Source organism: Nonlabens sp. (assembly GCF_039941875.1).
In the GTDB taxonomy this organism is placed as follows: Bacteria; Bacteroidota; Bacteroidia; order Flavobacteriales; family Flavobacteriaceae; genus Nonlabens.
In genome coordinates this window covers 139285-162243 of the sequence record NZ_JBDVDQ010000016.1, presented here as the reverse complement: position 1 = coordinate 162243, position 22959 = coordinate 139285, and the positions used below count along the sequence as shown (strand labels likewise).

Annotated in this window: 23 protein-coding genes; 12 read left to right on the top strand and 11 right to left on the bottom strand. The window is 34.0% G+C overall.

The genetic code is table 11. From position 1 onward, the window contains the following. Positions 1 to 90: 90 nt before the first annotated feature. The 5 genes from ABJF08_RS10695 to ABJF08_RS10675 all read left to right on the top strand — a co-directional run bounded on the left by ABJF08_RS10695 (position 91) and on the right by ABJF08_RS10675 (position 4032). Complete coding sequence (locus ABJF08_RS10695) at positions 91 to 1407, top strand: dihydrolipoamide acetyltransferase family protein (protein WP_348116189.1); 1317 nt, start codon at positions 91 to 93, stop codon at positions 1405 to 1407. 133 nt (positions 1408 to 1540) lie between these two features. Next, positions 1541 to 1735: a hypothetical protein gene (locus ABJF08_RS10690; protein WP_348116187.1), complete on the top strand. Its 195-nt coding sequence runs from the start codon at positions 1541 to 1543 to the stop codon at positions 1733 to 1735. Between the two features lie 39 nt (positions 1736 to 1774). After that, the gene (locus tag ABJF08_RS10685; protein ID WP_348116186.1) at positions 1775 to 3025 is read left to right on the top strand and encodes a hypothetical protein; all 1251 of its coding nucleotides are present in this window, start codon (positions 1775 to 1777) and stop codon (positions 3023 to 3025) included. 9 nt (positions 3026 to 3034) lie between these two features. Continuing rightward, positions 3035 to 3673 carry a DUF6705 family protein gene (locus tag ABJF08_RS10680; protein WP_348116185.1) on the top strand — a complete coding sequence of 213 codons (639 nt, stop codon included), beginning with the start codon at positions 3035 to 3037 and terminating at the stop codon, positions 3671 to 3673. A 74-nt stretch (positions 3674 to 3747) separates the two neighbouring features. Continuing rightward, positions 3748 to 4032, top strand: coding sequence for a hypothetical protein (locus tag ABJF08_RS10675; protein WP_348116184.1), 285 nt, complete (start codon positions 3748 to 3750; stop codon positions 4030 to 4032). Between the two features lie 122 nt (positions 4033 to 4154). Here ABJF08_RS10675 and ABJF08_RS10670 read toward each other — a convergent pair whose 3' ends face one another. Continuing rightward, positions 4155 to 5120, bottom strand: coding sequence for a Fic family protein (locus ABJF08_RS10670; protein WP_348116181.1), 966 nt, complete (start codon positions 5118 to 5120; stop codon positions 4155 to 4157). Positions 5121 to 5170: 50 nt separating this feature from the next. Further along, positions 5171 to 6316, bottom strand: a complete 1146-nt coding sequence (locus ABJF08_RS10665; protein WP_348116179.1) for a glycosyltransferase family 1 protein — start codon at positions 6314 to 6316, stop codon at positions 5171 to 5173. Between the two features lie 31 nt (positions 6317 to 6347). On the opposite strand from ABJF08_RS10665, the gene ABJF08_RS10660 reads away from it, so the two are divergent. Both ABJF08_RS10660 and ABJF08_RS10655 read left to right on the top strand, forming a co-directional pair. Beyond that, entirely contained in the window at positions 6348 to 7199 is an 852-nt protein-coding gene (locus ABJF08_RS10660) for a glycosyltransferase (RefSeq protein WP_348116177.1), read from the top strand. Between the two features lie 11 nt (positions 7200 to 7210). Next, the gene (locus tag ABJF08_RS10655) at positions 7211 to 7612 is read left to right on the top strand and encodes an FdtA/QdtA family cupin domain-containing protein (RefSeq protein WP_348116176.1); all 402 of its coding nucleotides are present in this window, start codon (positions 7211 to 7213) and stop codon (positions 7610 to 7612) included. Here ABJF08_RS10655 and ABJF08_RS10650 read toward each other — a convergent pair. From ABJF08_RS10650 to ABJF08_RS10640, 3 genes are read right to left on the bottom strand one after another with little or no spacing between them, the layout of a single operon-like run. Then, positions 7589 to 8527, bottom strand: a complete 939-nt coding sequence (locus ABJF08_RS10650; protein ID WP_348116175.1) for a glycosyltransferase family A protein — start codon at positions 8525 to 8527, stop codon at positions 7589 to 7591. The two genes, ABJF08_RS10655 and ABJF08_RS10650, sit on opposite strands and share 24 nt — an antisense overlap. Further along, on the bottom strand, positions 8524 to 9270 hold the full coding sequence (locus tag ABJF08_RS10645) for a glycosyltransferase family 2 protein (protein WP_348116174.1): 747 nt from the start codon (positions 9268 to 9270) through the stop codon (positions 8524 to 8526). The genes ABJF08_RS10650 and ABJF08_RS10645 overlap by 4 nt, the downstream gene beginning before the upstream one ends. A gap of 14 nt (positions 9271 to 9284) precedes the next feature. Next, complete coding sequence (locus ABJF08_RS10640; RefSeq protein ID WP_348116172.1) at positions 9285 to 9968, bottom strand: ATP-binding cassette domain-containing protein; 684 nt, start codon at positions 9966 to 9968, stop codon at positions 9285 to 9287. 125 nt (positions 9969 to 10093) lie between these two features. Here ABJF08_RS10640 and ABJF08_RS10635 point away from each other — a divergent pair, with 125 nt between their 5' ends. The 5 genes from ABJF08_RS10635 (at position 10094) to ABJF08_RS10615 (ending at position 18604) form a co-directional block, all read left to right on the top strand. Beyond that, positions 10094 to 13117 carry a tetratricopeptide repeat protein gene (locus tag ABJF08_RS10635; RefSeq protein WP_348116169.1) on the top strand — a complete coding sequence of 1008 codons (3024 nt, stop codon included), beginning with the start codon at positions 10094 to 10096 and terminating at the stop codon, positions 13115 to 13117. Between the two features lie 6 nt (positions 13118 to 13123). Beyond that, a complete protein-coding gene (locus ABJF08_RS10630) occupies positions 13124 to 14851 on the top strand; it encodes a hypothetical protein (protein WP_348116166.1) in 1728 nt (575 codons plus the stop codon). Between the two features lie 131 nt (positions 14852 to 14982). Next, on the top strand, positions 14983 to 15414 hold the full coding sequence (locus ABJF08_RS10625; protein WP_348116165.1) for a hypothetical protein: 432 nt from the start codon (positions 14983 to 14985) through the stop codon (positions 15412 to 15414). 285 nt (positions 15415 to 15699) lie between these two features. Next, complete coding sequence (locus tag ABJF08_RS10620; RefSeq protein WP_348116163.1) at positions 15700 to 17340, top strand: amidohydrolase; 1641 nt, start codon at positions 15700 to 15702, stop codon at positions 17338 to 17340. 94 nt (positions 17341 to 17434) lie between these two features. Then, positions 17435 to 18604, top strand: a complete 1170-nt coding sequence (locus tag ABJF08_RS10615; protein ID WP_348116162.1) for a WG repeat-containing protein — start codon at positions 17435 to 17437, stop codon at positions 18602 to 18604. 25 nt (positions 18605 to 18629) lie between these two features. On the opposite strand, the gene ABJF08_RS10610 is transcribed toward ABJF08_RS10615, so the two are convergent. From ABJF08_RS10610 to ABJF08_RS10585, 6 genes are all read right to left on the bottom strand, one after another. Next, the gene (locus ABJF08_RS10610; RefSeq protein WP_348116161.1) at positions 18630 to 19046 is read right to left on the bottom strand and encodes a YkvA family protein; all 417 of its coding nucleotides are present in this window, start codon (positions 19044 to 19046) and stop codon (positions 18630 to 18632) included. Further along, the gene (locus tag ABJF08_RS10605; RefSeq protein ID WP_348116160.1) at positions 19043 to 19459 is read right to left on the bottom strand and encodes a VOC family protein; all 417 of its coding nucleotides are present in this window, start codon (positions 19457 to 19459) and stop codon (positions 19043 to 19045) included. Before ABJF08_RS10605 ends, ABJF08_RS10610 begins: the two co-directional genes overlap by 4 nt. Before the next feature lie 270 nt (positions 19460 to 19729). Continuing rightward, positions 19730 to 20272, bottom strand: a complete 543-nt coding sequence (locus ABJF08_RS10600) for an ATP-dependent Clp protease proteolytic subunit (protein ID WP_104516071.1) — start codon at positions 20270 to 20272, stop codon at positions 19730 to 19732. A gap of 62 nt (positions 20273 to 20334) precedes the next feature. Next, the gene (locus ABJF08_RS10595; RefSeq protein ID WP_348116159.1) at positions 20335 to 21357 is read right to left on the bottom strand and encodes an AI-2E family transporter; all 1023 of its coding nucleotides are present in this window, start codon (positions 21355 to 21357) and stop codon (positions 20335 to 20337) included. 149 nt (positions 21358 to 21506) lie between these two features. Beyond that, positions 21507 to 22349 (bottom strand): alpha/beta hydrolase, encoded by an 843-nt coding sequence (locus ABJF08_RS10590; protein ID WP_348116158.1) that lies wholly within the window; start codon positions 22347 to 22349, stop codon positions 21507 to 21509. Positions 22350 to 22360: 11 nt separating this feature from the next. Continuing rightward, a complete protein-coding gene (locus ABJF08_RS10585) occupies positions 22361 to 22909 on the bottom strand; it encodes a hypothetical protein (RefSeq protein WP_348116157.1) in 549 nt (182 codons plus the stop codon). Positions 22910 to 22959 lie beyond the last annotated feature (50 nt).

Below are 22959 nucleotides of genomic sequence, written 5' to 3'. Positions count from 1 at the left end.
TATTCCCATATCAATGAATAATCCGCAATTGTAAACTGTTTAATTAGTACTTTTGCAAAATAATTAAAACGTAATAGTACCTTATTAGTTATGGCAAAATTTGAACTGAAATTACCTAAAATGGGAGAATCTGTAGCAGAGGCTACAATAACTTCTTGGCTTAAAAATGTAGGCGACACCATAGAAATGGACGAGCCTGTTTTAGAAATAGCGACAGATAAGGTGGATAGTGAAGTGCCTAGTGAGGTAGATGGAACTCTTGTTGAGATTTTATTTCAAGTAGATGATGTGGTACAAGTAGGCCAGACTATTGCAATTATAGAAACTGACGGTGATGATAGTGGAGCGACTACTGCTGCTCCAGAAACTACTGTTGCTGAAACTAAAGAGGTAAAAGCTGCTGCGACTGAAGTAGAAAAGCAAATCTCTCAGGTTACAGAAAATGTAGACTATACAGATAGTGATTCTTTTTACTCTCCACTTGTAAAGAATATCGCAAAAGAAGAAAATATATCTCTTACAGAGTTAGAAGGAATTTTTGGTACAGGTAAGGATGGTCGTGTTACTAAAAACGACATTTTACAATATGTTGCAGATAAGAAAGCAGGTAAAACTGCTGCTCCTGCAAAGACAGCTGCTCCTGTAGCTGCGGCGGTTTCTAAACCAGCTGCAAAGGCCGCTCCAGTGTCTGTAAATGGAGAAGATGAAATTATTGAGATGTCACGTATGGGTAAACTGATTGCTCATCACATGGTGGCATCAGTACAGACTAGTGCGCACGTTCAAAGTTTTATTGAGTGTGATGTGACTAATATTTGGAACTGGAGAAAGAAACATAAAGATGGTTTTAAACAAAGAGAAGGTGAGAACCTGACCTTTACACCTATTTTTATGGAAGCAGTTGCACAGGCTTTAAAAGAATTCCCGATGATGAATATCGCTCTAGATGGTGATAAAATCATTAAGCGTAAAAATATAAACTTAGGTATGGCTGCGGCCTTACCAGATGGTAATTTAATTGTGCCTGTTATAAAAAATGCAGACCAATTAAATCTAGTAGGTATGGCAAAGTCGGTAAACGACCTGGCAAACAGATCTAGAAATGGTAAACTAAAACCAGACGATACTCAAGGCGGTACGTATACGGTAACTAATGTAGGTACTTTTGGATCTGTATTAGGAACACCTATTATCAATCAGCCACAGGTAGGTATTCTTGCTCTAGGTGCGATAAGAAAAGTACCTGCTGTTGTTGAAACACCAGAAGGTGACTTTATCGGTATAAGAATGAAGATGTTCTTATCTCATAGTTATGACCACAGAGTAGTAAATGGTGCACTAGGTGGGCAGTTTGTTCAACGTGTGGCACAATTGCTAGAAGCGTTTGATGTAAATCGTACGGTGTAATTAACTGTTAGATGGATTATAATTTTAAAGCCAGTTCTTATGAACTGGCTTTTTTTATAACATTAATTTAACATTTATAATTTTATCTGGTAGAGTTTTTTTTTTTTCAGATTTGCTCAACCAAAAAAACTAAATGAAAAATATTTATAAATTATTATTTCTCGCTGGAATAATTTTTGCTTTTTCTTCTTGTGAGAAAGATGAGGTATACAATTACAATAATAAAAACCAAAGCTTTCCGTTTGAAGTAAAATTAAAAAATAAGGATGATTTATTAAATAATAAAAGTTTATATAATGCACTAACAGCCTTGAATACTAATTTTTAAAAGATTTCTAATATCGATAGTCTAGGAACTTACAAAGTTTTGGATTCAAAATATATAGAGATAGCAGATAGCACCAATACGATTAGGGCTTATACTTTTTCCACTATAAATTTAGATAATAGTGAAGCTTTGAGGAATATTATTGTAGTAGATAGTTTAGGCAGTTTTAAAAATTACCTAGTAGAATACGCTGCTGAAGGAAATAATTCTACTAAAATTAGATTTAAAGAAATTCATGAAGATTTTTCTTCTTTTACTAAGAACTGGGTAAATGCAACAGTTTGTGGTTGGGCAACATTTTCCATTGTTTACGCAGATGAAACTTGCGATTGTTTAATGAATGGCCCTATGGAAGAACATTGGGTATGTTCAGAACAATACATTTACTTAGAAACATCATTTTTGCCAGCTCATGGCTCAAGTGGTGGTGGAGCAAATAATTTATCTGGGAGTAATTACACAAATAATGGAGTTGTAGGTTCGCCATGGTATTTTGGTAATGTGTCAAGTGGTGGTTTTAATTATGCTACACAACCAATTGTTACAAACCACTTAGAATCTTTACAAAACCTATCTAGCGACCCTAATATGTCAGCTGAACTTAGTAATTGGGTTACTAATTTTGAAAATATAAATACTGAGTTAGGTACAGAGTGGATTTCAGGTTTTAATCGGGATGGAACATTAATGGATCGATCAGTTCCATTATCTAATATTAATTTATTAGGTTTAGATTTTGGCCCTGTGACAATGGAGGGAACGACATCTAGAAATCATGTTCATAATGGAATATTAGAGCCTACTTTTAGTGGTGGAGATTTTTATGCTCACTTAAGTTTCTTTGAACAAAATGAGAGATTGTTTAATACAAATTCAATGGAAACAACAAGTATCTTAGTTGGATCTTTTGGTGTTACTACGTTCCCTTTAGCATCAACAAGGGTATACGCTTTACGTATAAAAGACAAGGTAGAAGCGTTGAGTAAACTTATTGATTTGTCAAGCCCTGACGAAGAGTTTCCTCAATATACTAAAGCAGATTTTTTACACGCTAATTTCGCTGCGAGTGTAATCCAAAACACAAAAAACGATTATATCAATCAGCTTAATTTGACAAGAGAGTATTTAATCACAAATGATGACAGAAATACTTTAATATATCAAAATTTATATGAAGCGAATATTTCATTTGTTATGGATTATTACGAATTAAATGATAGTTTAATTTTGTTCAAAGCAAGTTTAAATGATGATGGAACTGTAATTGATTGGATTCAAATAACAAATTAAAAATTAATTATGAAAAAACTTTTCTTATTTATATTAGGATTAATCTTACTTTCAAATACTTCGTATAATACAATATACGATTTAAGAACACTTAAAAAAGTTGGACTCCCATCTAGTGAAGCTCAAGCTGGAGATTATTATAAGGATATCCACAACGATCTAAACAAGTTCGTTGGTTTATGGAAATACTCTGATAATGGTATTGAGATTGAAATTATCATAGCTAAAAAAACACGTGTAAAATTTATTTCATCTCAGATATTTGTTGATAAATTAAGCATAGAGTATAAAGTTTATGAAAACGGTGTGCTTGTTAAAGAGTCAGATCCAGGCTTCTGGAGCACTTTAAGTCAAATGGAAGTGACTAATATTTACAAGACAACAGCTTCATCCATATCTGATTATGGTTATACTCAAATATCGAGTGTTTATAGGGAGTCTTTTGATAATAGTTGTAAATTACCTTTTACGAATAGTTTTAATATTACATATAAAACCACTTCTAATAGTGTTAGTGGGCAACAGACTCTAGGGACATTATATTTTAATCGAGGAAGAATGGGTAATAGTGAATACAATGGCTCGACAAGCAATTGTATTCATGAATATTCAGTTCCTGAAAATATGATTTTGATCAAACAGCCTTAAGATTTGAAATTATTTTAAAAAAGCCAGTTCTTATGAACTGGCTTTTTTAATTCCTTTAATCTTACCTTTGTCGCATGGAAAAAGATCTTTACTTACAGCAAATAGATTATTTTAAGGGAGCACAAGTTTTACATTACTTTGAATTTGTAGAGCCTCAAGAAATTAAAGACGAATATTTTGCTGTGCATGAAATTCATGCCGTAGTAATTTGTGATTATGAAGGAGAAGAAACTATGTTATTCTATCTAGATGATGGTCTAGAAGTAGCTTTAGAATTTGAATGTGTAATTCCTAAACAAGCTAAGGAACAAACAGCTCAAGATTTTGCTGGTATAGACATTCAGTGGAAAAATAGATAAAGTAAATTTTAACTCGAACTCGAACTCGTATTTTATATAAAAAAAGGCTCTAAACATCAATTTGATTTTTAGAGCCTTTTTAGCTTCACCCAAAGACCCAAAGACCCAAAGACTCAAAAAATTCAATCAAGTTTTCTTTTTCTCTTCCTATTAGAGATATAGTCGGTTACTGCTTTTTCTGTAGTGTACCATACGCGTCCTTCTTTATACGCGTCTATTTTGCCTTGACGAGCGAGCAAGCTCACATATTCCTGACTATAAGAGATAGATGGTTCATTGACTATTTTAGAAATAGGTGCATAGTCTCCAGCTGTGTCGTCTAGATTACTTAAATAAATGTCTAAGGAACGCATTACCGCTCTTCCTACTAAGAAGAATAGTTTTTCTAAATTTCCATTATTTGCGTCATTAAGCGCAGTGTAATATTTTTTACGATCTACCTTTAATATAATTGCTGGTGGATAACCTTCTTTTAAAAATAGTAAGTTAAAAACTAACCTAGCCGTACGGCCATTACCATCAAAGAATGGATGTATCCATACAAAACGATGATGGAAAATAGTCGCTTTTATGACAGGATGCATATCTAGATCTTCTTCATTAACCCAAGTAATAAGTTCTTCTATAAAATCAGAAACTTTTCTTGCGTTAGGAGGGACAAAGTTTGCGCCGCTTATTCTTACACCTGCATTACGTATGCGGCCAGCAAACTCTTTATCGATACGATCCATAACCAGTTCATGAACATTGAGAATATCTCGTTCTCTAAAAACATAATCAGGTTGTACCAGATTTTCTACATAATCTATCGCTTCATGATGATTTACAGCTTCAAAGTATTCATTTAATGACTTACCGCTTACCGTTAATCCATCTTCTAGAACCATTCTCGTTTCTTGAAGTGTTAGTGTATTACCTTCTATACTATTTGAGTTGTACGTCCATTCTAGAGTCAGACTCTCTTTAATACTGTGTACTACTGGACTAGAAAATGGTCTATATAGATCTAATCTGGCTTTCTTCTCATCTATTTTGAGAAGTAAATCCATAACTTCATAGGGTACACGTATATCTTTCCAGTTCTCCACGCCTCAAAGTTACTTCTTTTTATTTAAAATCGGTAAATTTATTTTTGTACTTATCCGATATTAAGGTAATGTTGTTGATATGCTCGCGCTATCTTAAGACTGTCGTGATGGTCTAGAATATGTTTTCTAGCGGCCTTTCCAATTTCAAGAATGTCTCGTGGGTTATCAATGAGAATAGATATTTGATTTACTAAATATTCTACATCTGGTCTAGCATCCATTACAGGGACAGAGGCTAGATCATGCGCTTTTAAATAAATAGAACTACCGCCAGAAAAAACGACTTTTCCCTGTGCCATAGCTTCTAGCGCATTGTAGCCTTGGTCATAACACAATACTTGATCTAGTAAAATATGAGCATTTTTATATTTGGCAATATATTCCTGATAGGGTAGATTTTCTGCTATTGTAATAAAGACTTTATTGCCGTATTTCTTTTTTATGATTTCCAAAGCTTCTTCAAAGTAGTTGATTCCCTTTTTCCAATAATTACCTCTATTGATTCCCATAAATATTTGAATTTGTGAGAGATCTGTATTTAATTCTAATTGAAATTTTGAATGGTTGATAGCTGCAGGGATTATAGATGTTGCCTTATCCTGCTGTTTTAAAGCCATCGCATAATCTACATTACTAGGTATTATATTTTGAGAAGCTTCTAGTACTTTGTAGTAATTATCTCGGTAACCATCACCTAGATATTTATACGCGTGAAACAATTGCTTTTTCTGAAAATCCCCTCTATGTACCGAGTCTAAAATATTGTAACCCTCATGTTCTTCTGTAAGAAAACGAGCATATTCATAGTCGTCACCGCAGGCTATTAAAAAGGATTTTGCATTATTTTTAATTAGAAAATCCAGCATGATACGTTCTACAGCCGGCTCGCACCCAAATGGGTTAGAATTGATAAACTGTACTATGTCGTAGTTCTTTAGAAGGTTCTCGCTTTCGCGAAAGCGTGCTAATTTCAACCTATCTTCTAGATTATAGCCTGTTAATTTCCACCAGCCTACTTTTATTTTGCGATGTAACCAGCTTTGTTCAAAATACGTACTACCTACTTCTATATCTACAGGGAAACGTTTAAAACCATCACCATCGCCCACAATGTTTACTTCATGACCTAGTTTTTGTAGACCATGTTTAAGAGAATTATGAAAACCACTGTATTCACCCACCAGCAATATGCGCATATAGAAGTATATTTGAGGTAAAGATAAGCAGTTGCCTACATACACATCAAATGACATAGAAATTTGTATCGCTACTATGAATAGAGCAGATTTGTCTTTTCTAGAATTGATGTTTCAGTGCTCTTTATCGGCTATTAAGCATCAAATTATTATCGTAAATCAGTCTAAAACGGTAGTATTAAAATCTGATTATTCTAATATACGTGTTTTTAATGACAGCGATTTTGGACTTTCTAGAAGTAGAAATCTCGCTTTAAGTAATTGTAAAAGTGCATTTGCGTGGATTCTGGATGATGATGTGCAAATTCTACCAGAAGCGATAGGTGTGATAGTAGAAAAGCTAAATACTTATAAAATGGTTAATTTATTTGTGTTTAAAATAGTAACTCCTAATGGAGTGGATAAGAGAGTGTATTCTAAAAAAGATAAATTAGTGACTTCTAAAAAAGAATTATCTCATATTCACTCTATCGAGATGATTTTTAATACAGCCATGTGGAGAGATAAAAATTTTAGATTTAATACTAGATTTGGTTTAGGGGCACAATTTAAAATGGGAGAGGAGTGTATCGTAAGTGAAGATGTTCTATCTCAAAATGGGACTATCATGCTCGTACCAGAAGCTATAGTAGTTCATGATGAGTTGAGTACCGCAAATGACCCATCCTCTGATGAAGTTATATATGCAAGTGGTGCCCTAGCAGGCAGGAGAAATGCAATTACTGCGTTTCTTTATTCTTTTAAATATGTCTTCTTTTTGTGGCGCAAAGATTATGAAAGTTCTTTACGTGTTTTATGGTATAAAATGAAGGTGTTTCAAAAAGGAACAAATGATTATGTGAGTGGTTTTAGAAGACCTCGTGAGAATGATGGTAAACAATAGTATATTTGATTATGGATTATAAGATTATAGACATTCCTAAGATTACGGACCCTCGTGGTAATCTCGCGGTACTAGAAAAAGACACGATTCCTTATAAGATAGAACGTGTTTATTATTTGTATGACGTGCCTAGTGATTCCCATCGTGGTGGTCATGCACATAAAGAATGTCTGGAATTATTAATCGCTGTTTCTGGTAGTTTTACGGTAGAATTAGATAACGGTAAAGTAAAAGAAACAATAACATTAAATAAACCGGATAAAGGTTTATTAATATCTACCATGGTATGGCGAGAGCTCGCTGATTTCTCCAGCGGTGCGATGTGCCTGGTTCTTGCTTCTCATGAATTTGAAGAATCTGATTACATAAGAGAAAAAGATGATTTTTATCTAGCGACCGGTTCTAATTCTTAATCCAGTATTAGATAGTCTGTGATGTATTCTCTTTAATAATTTTAATTGCCAGCTGCTTAGTTGGAGTAACTTCTGTTGTTTTGTCGTTAAGTTAGAACGATCCATTTTACTAACTAATTGTTGGGCTTCTTTATTTTGATTTGCCATAATAAATTCTATCGCAAGTGCATATCTATTGATGTCTAGAAATTTCTTTAAGCCTTTGTATTGAGGCGTAAATTTTTCATAGATATCAAAATCAGTATAAGTTCTGTTTTCTAAATTTATGAGATGAGATCTATTCACTGCAGTTTCATCTTTTATGACAGTAACTGTAGGGTTAAATACGATCTTTTCACTTAAACCTAGTTTTAGATAAAAATCAATATCTTCAGAATGTGTTATCTCTTCATCATAAAGTGAGGTAATGCTAGTTTTAAATCCAAAACTGGAAGAGAATAATATAGAATTAAGATAGTTGTAGGTGAAAAAATCATCTAGTTCTCTAGAAGTATCAGTTTCTAAATTAGAGAATAGAGTTGCTTCAAAGGTAGTAGCGCTTTTCTTTATTTTATAATTGTTAGCAAACACCGTAGCGTTAGGAAACTTTAAAATGCACTTATTTATCTCTTCTACATGGTTCGTTTCCCAATAATCATCTGCATCTAGAAATAGAATGTAATCATAATTGTGAGATTTTGCATATGAAATGCCTTTATTTCTGGCATTGCTTACTCCTTGATTTTCTTGTGATATGATAATTATAGATTCACTCTTAAACTCGCTTGCAATGGATAAACTAGCGTCTGTAGATCCATCGTTAATTATTAATAAATCAGTTGCAATAGTTTGTGCTAGAATAGATGTAATAGATCTTTCTATAGCGGCTTCTTTGTTATAAAGCGGTATAATAGTTATGAATCTATTGTTTTTCATCTACTCAATCTAGTGTAAACTCCTTTGGTAATTAAGAGAAGTGTCTTTATGATAGAATTTCTATTCCTAGCATTTTTATAATACAGTTTAAAAATATCTTTTCTAAAGGTATGATCTTTTTTTACAGCGCTATAACCACCGTCGCTAAAATAGGCTATATCTCTATCGATGAATCCATGTTTTATGGTTTTATGAAAGAACCAAGTAATGTTATGTACCCAGTCTGCATGGACGTGGTAAGTTAAATCATAGATTCCAATAAACTCAAAAACATCTCTTTTAAAGAAAATAGCTTGGTGCGATATGTTTTTATGAAAAATAGCTGTATCTGTAAATTTACCAGCATAATGATTCCCAAGTTTAGGGCTATTTACATTTCCATAAATAACATCTACAGGATGGAGTAGTATGTGTTTTTTTATATCACTCAGTACGTCTTTATCAAGGAGGTAATCGTCGGCTCCTAAAAAGTATAAAAAACGACCTTGAGCCATTTTTATACCCTTATTCATAGCGTCATAAATACCGCGATCTTTTTCAGATATAGAACGCAATAAAACAGTGTCGTCTTTATGTGATTCTATCAGTTGTAGAGTTTTGTCAGTAGAACCGCCATCTATTATTATGATCTCATAGTCTTGTGAGGACTGTGTTTTGATGCTGTTAACGGCATTATCGAGAACCTTTTCTACATTAAAAGTAGGTATGATGATACTGAAGAAAGGTTTCTTGTTTTCTGACATGAAAAATAGCTGTATTACACCGCTTTTTGAACTACTTCAAAAATTTCTCCATCATCACATTTAAGTGTTTTAGATGGGTATTTAAGAATTAATGCATAATCATGGGTTGCCATGAGAATGGTATTTCCGTTTTTATTAATTTGTTGAAGAACTTCCATGATTTCCACACTGGTTTGTGGGTCTAGATTTCCTGTAGGCTCGTCTGCAATGATAAGTTCTGGCTCGTTAAGTAATGCTCTTGCTATCGCAATACGTTGTTGCTCACCTCCAGAAAGTTCGTGTGGGTATTTAAAACCCTTAGTCTTCATGCCTACTTTATCCAGTACTACCTCGATACGTGTCATCATTTCTTTCTTGCCTTTCCAGCCAGTTGCTTTAAGGACAAATTTTAAATTGTCGTTTATCGTACGATCGGTTAATAATTTAAAATCCTGAAAAACCACGCCTAGCTTACGTCTCAGGTGAGGGATCTCTTTGTTGCGCAAGCTAGATAAATCATAGTCTACTATAGTTCCTTCGCCTTTTTTAAGCGGTATATCGCCATAAAGGGTTTTCATTAAAGAACTTTTACCGCTACCGGTCTTACCTATAAGGTATACAAATTCTCCTTTTCCTATTTCCAGATTCACATTTTTTAGGATGAGGTTATCTTTCTGGAAGACATCTACTTTGCTTAATGATAAAACGTGATCTGACATGGATAATAATATTTGATGTAAAGTTAATCAAGATGTGGATAAGATTATGAATAATTAATGAGGTTTTAAGACGTTCTAGTCTAGGAAATCATAATTTTACTCTAACAATTAGAATCCTTCTTATTATGAGAAAACTAACAATGGCGCTGTTGTTTTTAATCAGTATCACTGGTATAACTAACGCACAACAGTCCAAAATATTTACCGACGACCTGGCTATTTACAACCAGGCGATAGATCTTTATCAAGAAGACCAGTATCTGGCCTCGCAAAGACTGTTTGAAAAAGTTCTCGATACCTCTAGTGATGAGGTGATTAAAGGGAATGCATCTTATTACATCGCAAACTGCGCTGTACGTTTAAACCAGCGTAATGCAGACGCACTAGTAGAAAACTTTGTAGAAGAATATCCTACATCTACAAAGAAAAACTCTGCTGTTATCGATGTAGCAAATTACTATTTTGATAATGGTGATTATAGAAAAGCTGCGATATGGTATAAAAAGGTGGATAAGAGCACGCTTTCGCGAAAGCAAGCTAACCGTTATTACTTTAATACAGGTTATACTCTTGTGCAGTCTAAAAAGTATGATGAGGCAAAACCTTTCTTAAACCGCGTAAGTGATGATCCGGAATACGGTAGTAAAGCAAAATATTATCTAGGTTACATAGCTTATGAAGGTGATGAGCTGCAAGAAGCTAGCGATCTTTTTGATGAGGTGGGAGAATCTCCAGAGACAGATGAGAAACTTTCCTATTATCAAGCAGACCTAAATTACAAATTAGGAAACTTTGATAAAGCAATAGAGCTAGCAAAAAAACAACTGGCTAAATCTAACCGCAAGGAACAATCAGAATTAAACCGTATCATAGGACAGTCTCTTTTTAATAAAGAAAATTATACAGAGGCGCTGCCTTATCTAGAAAAGTATGAAGGTGTACGTGGTAAGTGGAATAATAATGATTTTTATCAATTAGGTTATGCTTACTATAAGCAAGGTAACTTTGAAAAAGCGGTAGAGACTTTTAATAAAATTATTGATGGTGAGAATGCTACTGCTCAAAATGCTTATTATCATTTAGGACAAAGCTACATTAAACTAGACCGTAATGAAGATGCTTTAAATGCTTTTAAGAAAGCCAGCGAGATGGATCTGGATGCTCAAATAGCGCAAGATGCTTCTTATAACTATGCAAAGCTTAGTTATGAAAATGGGAATCCTTACGAAAGTGTACCGGCAGTTATTCTTTCTTATTTAGAAAAATATCCTGCAACTGATAAGAGTGAAGAGATGAATGAATTTCTTATAGACTCTTATTTTACTTCAAAGAATTATAAAGAGGCAATTAACTTATTAGAAGACGGAAGAATAAAAGGGAACGAGGCAGTTTATGGAAAAGTAGCTTTATACTACGGTCTTAATTTATTTACAGCTGGAGAATATCAAAATGCTCTAGTAAATTTAGGTAAAGCGATAGATTATATTACAGACCCTGAACTTAAGAAAAAAGCAACTTTCTGGAAGGCAGAAAGTATGTACCAGCTTAATGATTTTACAGGTGCTTATTCTAATTTTAATGCAGCAAATACAATGAGTACTGCCATAGAAGAAGATGATTTGTATAATTATGATATGGGTTATACAGAATTTAAATTGAAAAAGTACGATGCGGCAATTTCTTCTTTTACAGCTTATACAAATCAGTCTGACGCAAGTAAAGATCGTATTAGGTTAAATGATGCTTACTTAAGAATAGGTGATGCAAATTTTGTGACTAAAAAATACTGGCCTGGAATGGAGGCCTATAATAAAGCCATTGAGATGAATGGTTTTAACTCTGACTACGCAGCGTTTCAAAAGGCTATTTCTTATGGATTTGTACAGAAAAATGACCGTAAGATTGAAGACTTAGAAGGTTTTGTTACCAGATTTAAAACTTCAAAATATAGAGATGACGTGATGTATGAATTAGGTAACACCTATATAAATACCAATCAGGTTTCTAAAGGTATTAGTACTTATGATAAGTTAATTGCAGAATATCCTAATAGTAGTTACACCTCTCAGGCAATGATGCGTAAAGGACTACAATTATACAATGATGGTAACCTAGAAGCTTCTTTAACGGTGTTTAAACAAGTAGCAATTAAATATGCAGGTACTCCACAAGCAGTACAGGCTATAAGTAGTGCGAGACAGGTATATATAGATCAAGGTCGTACTAACGATTATGCCGTATGGGTAAGAGGTCTAGATGGAGTTGAGGTAACAGATAACGAACTAGATGACACGGCTTATGAAAGTGCAGAACAGCCATTTATTCAAGGTGATATGAATGGTACTGCAAGAGAAATGGCTAAATATTTAAAGCAATTCCCTAACGGTAAACATGCTTTAAAAGCTCATTTCTATCTAGCACAATCCTTATTCTCTCAAAATAAGAAATCAGAAAGCATATCTCATTATGAATTTGTAACTGCCAAAGAAAGAAGTGAGTTTACAGAACAAGCACTAGCTAGGTTAAGTGAAATTCATTTAGGGACTAAGGATTATGTAAAAGCTATTCCTGTTATGAAACAATTAGAACAACTGGCAGATTTTCCTCAGAATATCATTTATGCACAGTCTAACTTAATGAAGGCTTATTATGAAACGGAGAAATATGCTGAGGCAGTTACTTATGCAAATAAAGTATTAAGTGATTCTAGTATCGAGAATAATGTAAAGTCTGATGCCGAAATCATTATCGCACGTTCTTCATGGAAACAAGGTGATGAAACAGCTGCAAAAGCAGGTTATGAAAAAGTAAGACAGACAGCAACTGGTAGTCTTGCTGCAGAGGCTACTTATTATAAAGCCTACTTTGAGAATAAAGAAGGAAATCACGATGCAACTATAGCTACGGTTAATGGTTTAAGTAAGAACTATGGTGGTTATAAGTTATGGAGTGCCAAAGGTCTTGTGGTTATGGCAAAAAGTTATGCTGCCTTAAATCAAACTCTTAATGCAACTACTATTCTTGACGCTGTGATTTCTAATTTTACTCAATATCCAGAAGTAGTAGCAAATGCACAAAGCGAGCTGAATAATATTAAAAATGAAGCTGCAAAAACAAATTCATCTGTCGTACCGACAAGTCAAAACTAGCAAACAATGAATTTCAATATAAAATATATTTCATTAGCTATAGTTGCGTTAACGGCCACTATCGCTACAGCACAAACTACAGAAGAAGAGGAAGATCGTTTAAACGGTGGTACGATTACGGTGGTAAAAGCCTATGATCCTACCATAAGCGATGCTTTTAAAGTAAAAAGTAACCCAAGTTTTAGTGATACAACTAAGGTGAAAAAGAAACCGGTTACTTATAGTATTTTCTCTATACCTGTAGCCAGTACATTTACTCCGGCAAAAACTGGTCTGTCCAGATTAAAACCTACTCAAAAGGCTAAGTACTTTAAAAACTATGCACGTTTAGGATTAGGTAATTACATTAATGTTTTAGGTGAATTTGCGGCTAACTTCGAGTTAGATAGAGATAGTGATCTAGGGGTTTTCTTTAATCACAACTCTTCTCAAGGTGGTATAGACGAAGCCATTGCAGACGATTCTTTCTCAGACACGTCACTAGATGTTTCTTATGGAAAACGTACCAGAGACATGAATTGGGGAATCACAGCAGGTGCTAGATATCAGACAGCAAACTGGTATGGAGATTATGAAAACGGACTTAACCTATTGACAGAAGATACAGACGTAGCTTTTAACTATCTATCTTATGCTTTAGGCGGTAAAGTAAATTTCTTTGACGGTGTTTTTAAAGGCGTAGATGTAAACTTTACAGGTACTACATCGAGTAATGACGGTAGTGAGATACGCTTTAATGCACAACCTCAATTAGGTTTTGATATTTTAGATACAGAGGTTGCACTAGGTGTAGAACTAGATTACTTGAGTGGTAGTTTTGATACACAAGGTTTAATTCCAGCAGCAGACAAGTATACTTACCTAAAAGCAGGGTTAAATCCATCGATCAACCTTTATGGAGATAATTATAAAGTAAAATTAGGTGCGACGGTGAATTACCTTAATAATAGCGAGGCATCAGAAAGTGATGTGTATGTTTATCCAGATGTGGTAGCAAGTTATATCGTAGTAGAAGAAAAATTCATTCCTTATGTCACTTTAGGTGGTGGATTAGATATGAATTCTTTACAACAGTTTGCTGGAGAGAATGTATTCCTAGCACCAGCGATAGATGTGATACCTACCAGTAGGTTATTAGATGCTCAGTTAGGTTTTAAAGGTAAAATATCTGAAAACTTTGGGTACAAAGTATTTGGTGGTTATAAGATAGAAGAGAGCAAGTCTTTTTATAATAAAGGAGCAGGAGCAACCACAACTACAGGTCTAGAAGCTTATGAATATGGCAACGTGTTCTACACACAATACGCAGATTTAAATACAACACTTTATGGTGCAACATTAAGCTACGATGTAAATACAGCATTTAATCTTAGTTTAAATGCGACTGGTTTTAGTTATGACGTTTCAGAAGGAGATGCTTTTAATAACGTAGCTTCTCATTTACCAGAATTCACTGCAGATCTTGTGGGGAATTATGAGATTAATGAAAAATGGAATGTAGGAGCAACACTTTACTTCGTTGGGGAGAGAGAGGCCTTCAGAAATGGAGTAGGAGCAGAGACTCTTGATTCTTTTGTAGACCTTAACCTAGACGTTAACTATAAAATCAATCCTAAATTAACTGCCTTTTTAAGAGGTCAGAATCTTACAGGTGGTAACTATGAATATTACTTAGATTACCCAGTTCAAAATTTACAGATTATGGGTGGAGCAGTTTATAAATTTGATTTTTAAAATTGTTTTAATTCCGCTTTCGCGAAAGCGGAATAATTAAAAACTAGTAAACTAATTCAATTACAGAACTCACTCAATTAACTTTTGAGTGAGTTTTTCGTTTTTATAATATTATAATCAAACATTTTAATATGAAATTATCTGTCTTGATTATTCTATTAGCTTTATTATCATCCTGTTCTCCAATGAAGTTTGAAAAACGTAAACTAATCAATAAACAGAATAAAGGTTATGAAGTGTATTTAGATTCTATAAAAGTCAATTTTGATAGATTGTATGTTGATTCTAATAATGTGAAATTTGAAATACAGAAGGATAAGAAGATCTATTTTAAAAGAAGAGTGCAATTTCAATTCATTGAATTAGATTCTATACTTGATAAATACCAAGATTTAAATGATGATTATTTACTTGTAATTAATGGTGTGCCAGTCGATAAAAGTGAAAATATTAAATTTGAAATAAACTCTATAACTGAGATAAAGGTGCTGCGAAAGGTTGCTTTAGAGCCTGTTTTATACCATATTAAATATCCAGTACTTTTGATTCTTACTAAGAGATAAAACGTGATAATTAAAAACTCCTCGCCTAAGAATAGGCGAGGACAGATTGGCCTCGCAGCGATAGCTGGGATGCAATCAGGAGTGGTTGAAAGATGTTGGAACTTATCGATTAATTTTAAATTGCTCTACATTCCAATACCGCAAAACCTTTCCGACCCAAACTCACTACCGTTCCTTTTGCCCACTTTTCCTTTTTTAAGGAAAGGAGTTTTATGTCCGCATGTATCAATGCACAAGCTATCATAATTAATTGTTTTAATAGTTTCTGTGACTTATTTTCACATCATGAAAAAAATTCTCTCCTTACTAGCGCTTGTGTTGATTATTTCTTGTCAAGAGAAAGAACAAAACACAGCAGACCTCATAATTGAAAATGCTCAAATTTATACTGTAAATAAGGACTTCTCCACGGCAACTGCTATGGCAGTAAAAGATGGTAAAGTTGTTTTTGTAGGTAGTCAGGAAGATTTAAAAGCTCAAAACTTAAAGGCTGCAAAAACTATAGATGCCTCTGGTAAGTTTGTTTATCCTGGTTTAATAGATGCGCACTGTCATTTTTATGGTCTAGGACAGCAATTACAGCGTGTAGATCTAGTCGGTACGTCTAGCTATGATGAGGTGATACAAGAGGTTGTGAATTTTCAAGAGAAGAATAGCAAGAGTTTTATTATCGGTCGTGGTTGGGATCAAAATGATTGGGATGTAAAAGAATTTCCTACTAATGAAAAGCTCAATGAATTATTTCCAGACATTCCAGTTGCCTTAACAAGAATAGATGGTCATGCGATGATTGCAAACGATGCCGCTTTGAAGTTAGCTGGTATTACTACCACTACAGATCCATACGGTGGAGCTATTGAAATTAAAGATGGAAAGTTGACTGGAATTTTAGTGGACAATCCTATGGAACTTGTAGAAGCGGTTTTCCCTGCAGAAACTACTGAAGAGTCTATTAAATCTTTAATGGATGCTCAGGAGATCAACTTCGGTTATGGAATTACTACGGTAGATGACGCTGGTTTAATGCGTTCTACTATAGAACTTATCGATAGTTTACAACAAGATGGGGCTTTAAAAATGAAGATCTATGCGATGATTTCTAACACACCAGAAAACCTTGATTACTATCTTGAGAAAGGAATCGTAAAAACAAATCGTCTAAATGTAAGATCTGTAAAGTTCTATGCGGACGGCGCTCTAGGTAGTCGCGGTGCTGCAATGAAAGAATCCTATTCAGATAAACACGATCATTATGGAGCGTTATTAAGCAGTGTAAAAGATTTTAGAGGTATTGCAGAGCGTATCGCAGCTACTGACTACCAGATGAACACACACGCGATAGGTGATAGTGCAAATTATGTAGTTTTAAAAAACTATAAAGAATTACTTAGTGATAAAAAAGACAGAAGATGGAGAGTAGAACACGCGCAAATCGTTGATCCAGTAGATTTTGATTTTTTTGATACAGAAAATATACTTCCATCGGTGCAGCCTACTCATGCTACTAGCGATATGTATTGGGCGCAAGATAGAGTAGGAGAAGAGCGCATTCAAGGAGCTTATGCTTATAAGAAGCTATTAGGTATGTCTAATATGTTAGCTCTTGGTACTGATTACCCTGTGGAGCAGGTAAATCCGTTTTTGACCTTTTATGCGGCAGTAGCGAGAAAAGACACTAGTGGTTATCCAGAAAATAGTTTCCGTGCAGATCAGGCTCTTTCTAGGGAAGAAGCATTAAGAGGTATGACCATTTGGGCAGCTTATTCTAATTTTGAAGAAAATGAAAAAGGAAGTCTTGAAATAGGTAAAGCAGCTGACTTTATTATGCTCGATCAAGATTTAATGGACGTTGCTATAGAACAAGTTCCTAATTTGAAAGTTAGTGCTACTTATAGTAATGGAGAATTGGTTTACTCTTCTATGTAAATGGTATTAATAGATACTTAGATATAAACTAATGACTAAATGTCTAATAATTTTCCTGTTCTGTTTTAGCGGTATAAGTTGTTTATCACAAGATTTGAAGTCTTTTCAAGAACAAGGTGTATATGGCTACAAATTAGGAGATAGTGTGGTTATAACCCCTCAATATAATTATGCCAAAGATTTTTATAAAGGTAATGGTGTTGTCTATTTAAATAAAAAAGTAGGTGTAATTGATAGGAAAAATAATATTGTGATACCTATTAAATACCACAAGGTTTACATACTGAATGATTCGCTTTACAAAGTCAGAAATAAAGGCGAATATTTTTGGGATGATATTTATGGTGTAGTAGGTAAAAATGACAGATTGATTTTACCTCTACATTTTAAAAGTATAAATCTTTCAAAAAATAAACTTTTAGTTAGTAAAAGAAAGTTTGGAAAAATAAATAAAGGACGTTATGGTGTTTCCTATAATCCCACACAAGTATATGGTATTTATGATTTGAATGGCGATGTAATTCTGGAGCCAGAATTCAGTTCTTTTAAAAAGCTAGGACAAGATACTCTTTTAGTTGGAAAAGACAGCCACTATGCCTTAGTAAAGACAGATGGAAGTTTTATAACTGATTTAAAATATACTGCATTTGGGGAATACTATTTTAATAAAGCAAAAATTCGTGCTGACAATTTATACGGTTTTATAAACAGGAAAGGAATAGAGGTGATCGCTCCTGAATTTCGGATGGTAAGTCCTTTTTATACTAATGAATTTACCGTAATTAGAAAAGAAAATGGAAAAGTAGGTTTCATAAACATTAATGGGGAGCTTATATTTGAGGGCGACTATGAAATTCTAAGGTTTCCCCACTTGAATGCAGCCGCTGCAAGACTTAATAATAAATGGGGATTAATTGATTTACAAGGAAAGATTTTAATCCCTTTTCAACATACTAATTTTATAAGAGAATTCGAGGGAATTATAGGATTTAAAAAGGATAGTAAATGGGCTGTTTTTGATTCTACTGGAAAGCAATTAACAGATTATAGGTTTGATTCCTTTACAATGTTTCATAATCAGAATAAAGAGTCTCCTGATCAATCATTTTATAAACTAAAAAGCAGTCCGTTTTTGCAATCACTTGCATTTGTCGAAGATTCTAACCAATATGGAATCATTGATTCTAACGGAAAGTTTCTAATTCCTTTGAATAATTCAAAAGAAATTGTTTTTGAATTATTGGAGAAAATAAAAATTAAATAATGATCGCATTGCAATTGACACTTTTTCACTCTTCTAAATAAGAATCTTCCTTAAGTTTCCAGTCTAGATATCTATGTAAGTCGGTCTCGATCCATCCGGTTACAAAAGAAAGTACAGTTAGGTCGTCTATAAATCCTAATCCTGGAATGAAATCTGGGATAAGGTCTATGGGGCTAAATACATATAATAATCCTGTAGTAATAGCAGCAATGGTAAACCATGGGATGTTTGTATAAATACCTTTGCGGTAATCTTTAATCATCATAAACATGATCTTACCTAGCTTTGCATATTTTTTCAAAAAGCCAGAATTTGCAATAGTAGAAGTAATACTTTCTTCTTTTTCTATCGCTTTATCCACATCTGCGACGGTAGTCTGTTCTACGGTTTCTAGTGTGTAATCTTCGTCAGGTAAATTTATTTTTTTTCTGAATAGTCTCATGATGCAAATATTTGATCAAAGTCTTTAAAGGACTTAAACTCTAGTGAATTTCCGCTTGGGTCTTGAAAGAACATCGTGGCTTGCTCGCCTGGTAGTCCTTCAAATCTTATGTACGGCTCAATTATAAACTGGATGCCTTTTTCTTTTACCGCTTTCGCGAAAGCGTGAAAAATATCCCATTCTAGAACGACACCAAAATGTGGAACAGGAACGGCCTTGCCATCTACGGCATTAATGGCTGCTTTTTGAGCCTCTTCTGTCACATGTATAACCAGTTGATGACCAAAAAAATCAAAGTCTACCCAATGGTCTGAACTACGTCCTTCTTTACAGCCTAATGTATCGCGATAAAACGCACGTGTGGTGGTGATTTCTTTAACTGGAATCGCGAGGTGAAAAGGAGTTAGTTTCATTGAGTTGATTTTTTATGGATGTAATAATAAAGCCAGGCGATGGGAATATTACCTACTACAACTGGTAGTAAGGTGTATGAAAAAGAGGTGACAAATGATTTTAAGTATTCTTCTGAGCCAATAGTAAGTATTACATAAATACCGAACAAGATTAAAAAGATAAATGAAATTGTTCTAAAGTAAGCGTTTAAGTAATCTCTAACCATTTTTATAAAATTAAAAAGCCAGCTTAAAGACAAGCTGGCTTTTTGAATAAATGTGTTATGTTATTTATAAAATACCATCCACAATTCCGTAAGCAAGTGCCTCGTCAGCTCCTAGCCAGTAATCACGGTTAAAATCTTTCATCACTTTTTCAAAAGTCTGTCCACAGTTGTCTGCAAGAATTTGAGCACTTAATTCTTTAGTTTTAAGAATCTCATTTGCAGTGATTTCAATGTCTGCACTGGTACCACGAGCACCACCACTAGGTTGGTGTATCATTACACGACCGTGTTTTTGTATCATGCGACGTCCTTTAGTACCACCAGAAAGAAGTAAAGAACCCATAGATGCAGCAAGACCACTACATACAGTGCTTACTGGGCTTTTAATTTCTTGCATCGTGTCATAAATAGAAAAACCAGCAGTTACATAACCACCTGGACTATTGATTACAAAAGTGATTTCTTCATTACTTAAAGAATCTAGGTATAATAATCTATCTACACAGTGTCTAGCCGTTTTATCATCTACCATTCCCCAAATGAACAATTTGCGTTGTTCAATGTAAGTTTCGTCTATTTTATCTTGAAGTTTAAATGCTTTGCTCATTCAATTTTAATTTGGGTTAAAAATACGGAATCTTAAAAAATAAATCTACTCAATTAACAAGACTATATCTTCTTACCTTGTTTGCCATATTCGTTTTTATAAATTTTTACCAATAGTAAAAATAAACTTACTAATAAAGGTCCAAAGATAAGCCCTATAAAACCGAATAGAGGCACACCGACTACTACGCCTATAAGTGTTACTAGTGGATGAACATCTGCCAGTCGTTTTTGTACTACCAGCCTGAAAAGATTATCTGTGGATCCTACAACTATGGCGCCGTAAATCAATATTCCTATTGCGGCAGTAGTGTCTCCTTGTGAGAATAATAAAATACATACAGGTAATATTCCTAACGCTGTTCCTACAAATGGTATCATACTACCTATAATGGTAATGACAAACCAAAAGAATGGATTATCCACGCCGAATATGAAATAACCTATTAACGCTACAACACCTTGAAGTAAAGCTACTAGTGGAATACCTATGGCGTTTGATTTTACCAAGTCTATACTCTCTTTACCTATATTCTTTGTGTTTTCTTCTTTAAGAGGTAAATAAACTAAGGCAGTTGCTAGCCATTTCTTACGCTCGGTTAACATAAAGTACAATAAAAAGAACATAATCCCGACAGAGATGGTTACAGTAAGACCAGAGTTAGCTAGATCTTGAATATTTTGGGATATCCACGTGCTTACCTCGCTAGAATTAATGTTCTCAGAAATATTCATTCCTACCAGTTCTTCAGCTTTAGAAATCTCTGATTTTATAGTATTGGTGATTTCGGTACTGTTCTGGATAGCCGTCTTTACCTTAGAAGTAAGCATTAATCCTATTCCTGCGATAGGTAGTAAGATGATCACAAAAGATAAAAACATGAGAAGCGTCGCTGCCAGGGCAGGTTTCCATTTCTTTTTTTCAAGTTTTTCTTGAAGTGGTGCTAGTAAAATGAATAAAGTAATGGCACCAAGAACACCTCCTAAATAAGGAAGTAGCTCCATGCCTATCAAGAACAGAATCCCCATTATAATTAATAGGATGAATAGCTGGCGTATCTTAGTAGTAGGAATCTGATCATTCATAGGTGTCAGTTATTTCTTAATGTAATTATTAGCTCTTCTTTACTCTTTTAATATTTTATCTGGATATAATAAATGCAGTTAGTTTTATTTTAATGAATTTATGATTAATTCGATTAGCAATCAATAACGATAGCTTAATAAACATATAATTAAGGTCTGGCTAAAAACTTTAATACCTCTTCAATTACTTCTGGTGTGTATAAACTGTGACCACCTGTTTGAGACGTATACGTGCTCGAATTAGGCATTTTTGCAGCTATTTCATCCATTGCTTCATAGGGTACAATTACATCTTGCGGATTATGAACAATCAACGAAGGAATTTTAATTTTCTCTGCAAAATCTGCAGCTACAAAGTCTTCTATAAGAAAGCCAAAAGTATTCTTGAGCAGGTTATTTAGACTACCATAAACAGAATTGTTGAAACTAGTTATATTTTGATAGCCGCGCATGATGACCTCTAGCTTATTAGGGCTGCCTAGTAAAACTAATTTCTCTATAAAATCATGAGGATGATTTGACTCTTGATAAATAGTAGCCATGGCGCCTACACTATGGGCGATTACTATTTTGGGCTCATATAAATCAATGACTGTTGTAATAACTTTAGAATACTTTACAGCGGTAAATAATTCACCATCAGAAGCGCCGTGAGCAGGTGCGTCTATTGCTATGATATTATAGTCTAATTTCTGTAAGGGTTCAATAAGGTACTTCCACCTGAAGGCGTTAGATTCCCAGCCATGGTTTAACAAGACAGTTGGACCATTACCTTTCCAATGGTAAACCTCAAATAAACCATCTTCAAAGGCTATTTTTTGTGTCCTCGCGGTGCTAAGGAATTCTTTTTGATGTTCTGCAATTTTACCTCTTCTTGGTATACTGAATACTTTAAGAGCTAGGTTTGCTGCCTTTTCTTTAGAGAATAGGTGAATCGTATTAAAATAAAAGCCATACAGTTTAGGTATGGCTTTTTGAAGTGTTTTTTTCATGAGTATTTAAATTACCAGGATACAAACATATAAAGTGGTTTAGTATCCTGAGGAATCATCGTTTTCTCAACTGAAGCGCTGATGTCAAATTTCACATCTGTAGGTAAATCGTCTTTAGATATGGTGAAATAAAAATTTTCATCATTAACCCATATTACGGCATCGTCGATCATGTTATCTACGCTGCTTATTTTATATGCCGTACTTATCTCTTTATAAGTACTGTTTTTAGTAATACCTTTTATAGTGGTAAAACGCTCATCACGTATGATTATGTTTTCAATAGTAGCTGTGCTATCTAAAGCTTCACTAGGAGTAAGAGTTAATAAATGCGCTCCGCCTTTTTCAAAAATCTCTATTTGATTAGCACCATTACTAAATTCATCTCCCTTAACTGCTCTTACAATACTATCATTAGCATAAATGCTATCTAATTGAAATACTTTCATGTCTTTAGTCAGGTGACCTACACGATCTTTATTCCATTCAAATGGATCTTGATCTTTAGAGCAACTAGCTAGTACGACTATTACGGCAATTAATGCTATTACTTTTTTCATATTTTTATTTAAAGATGTAAAATTACAATTGCTAGAGAAACTACACGAGT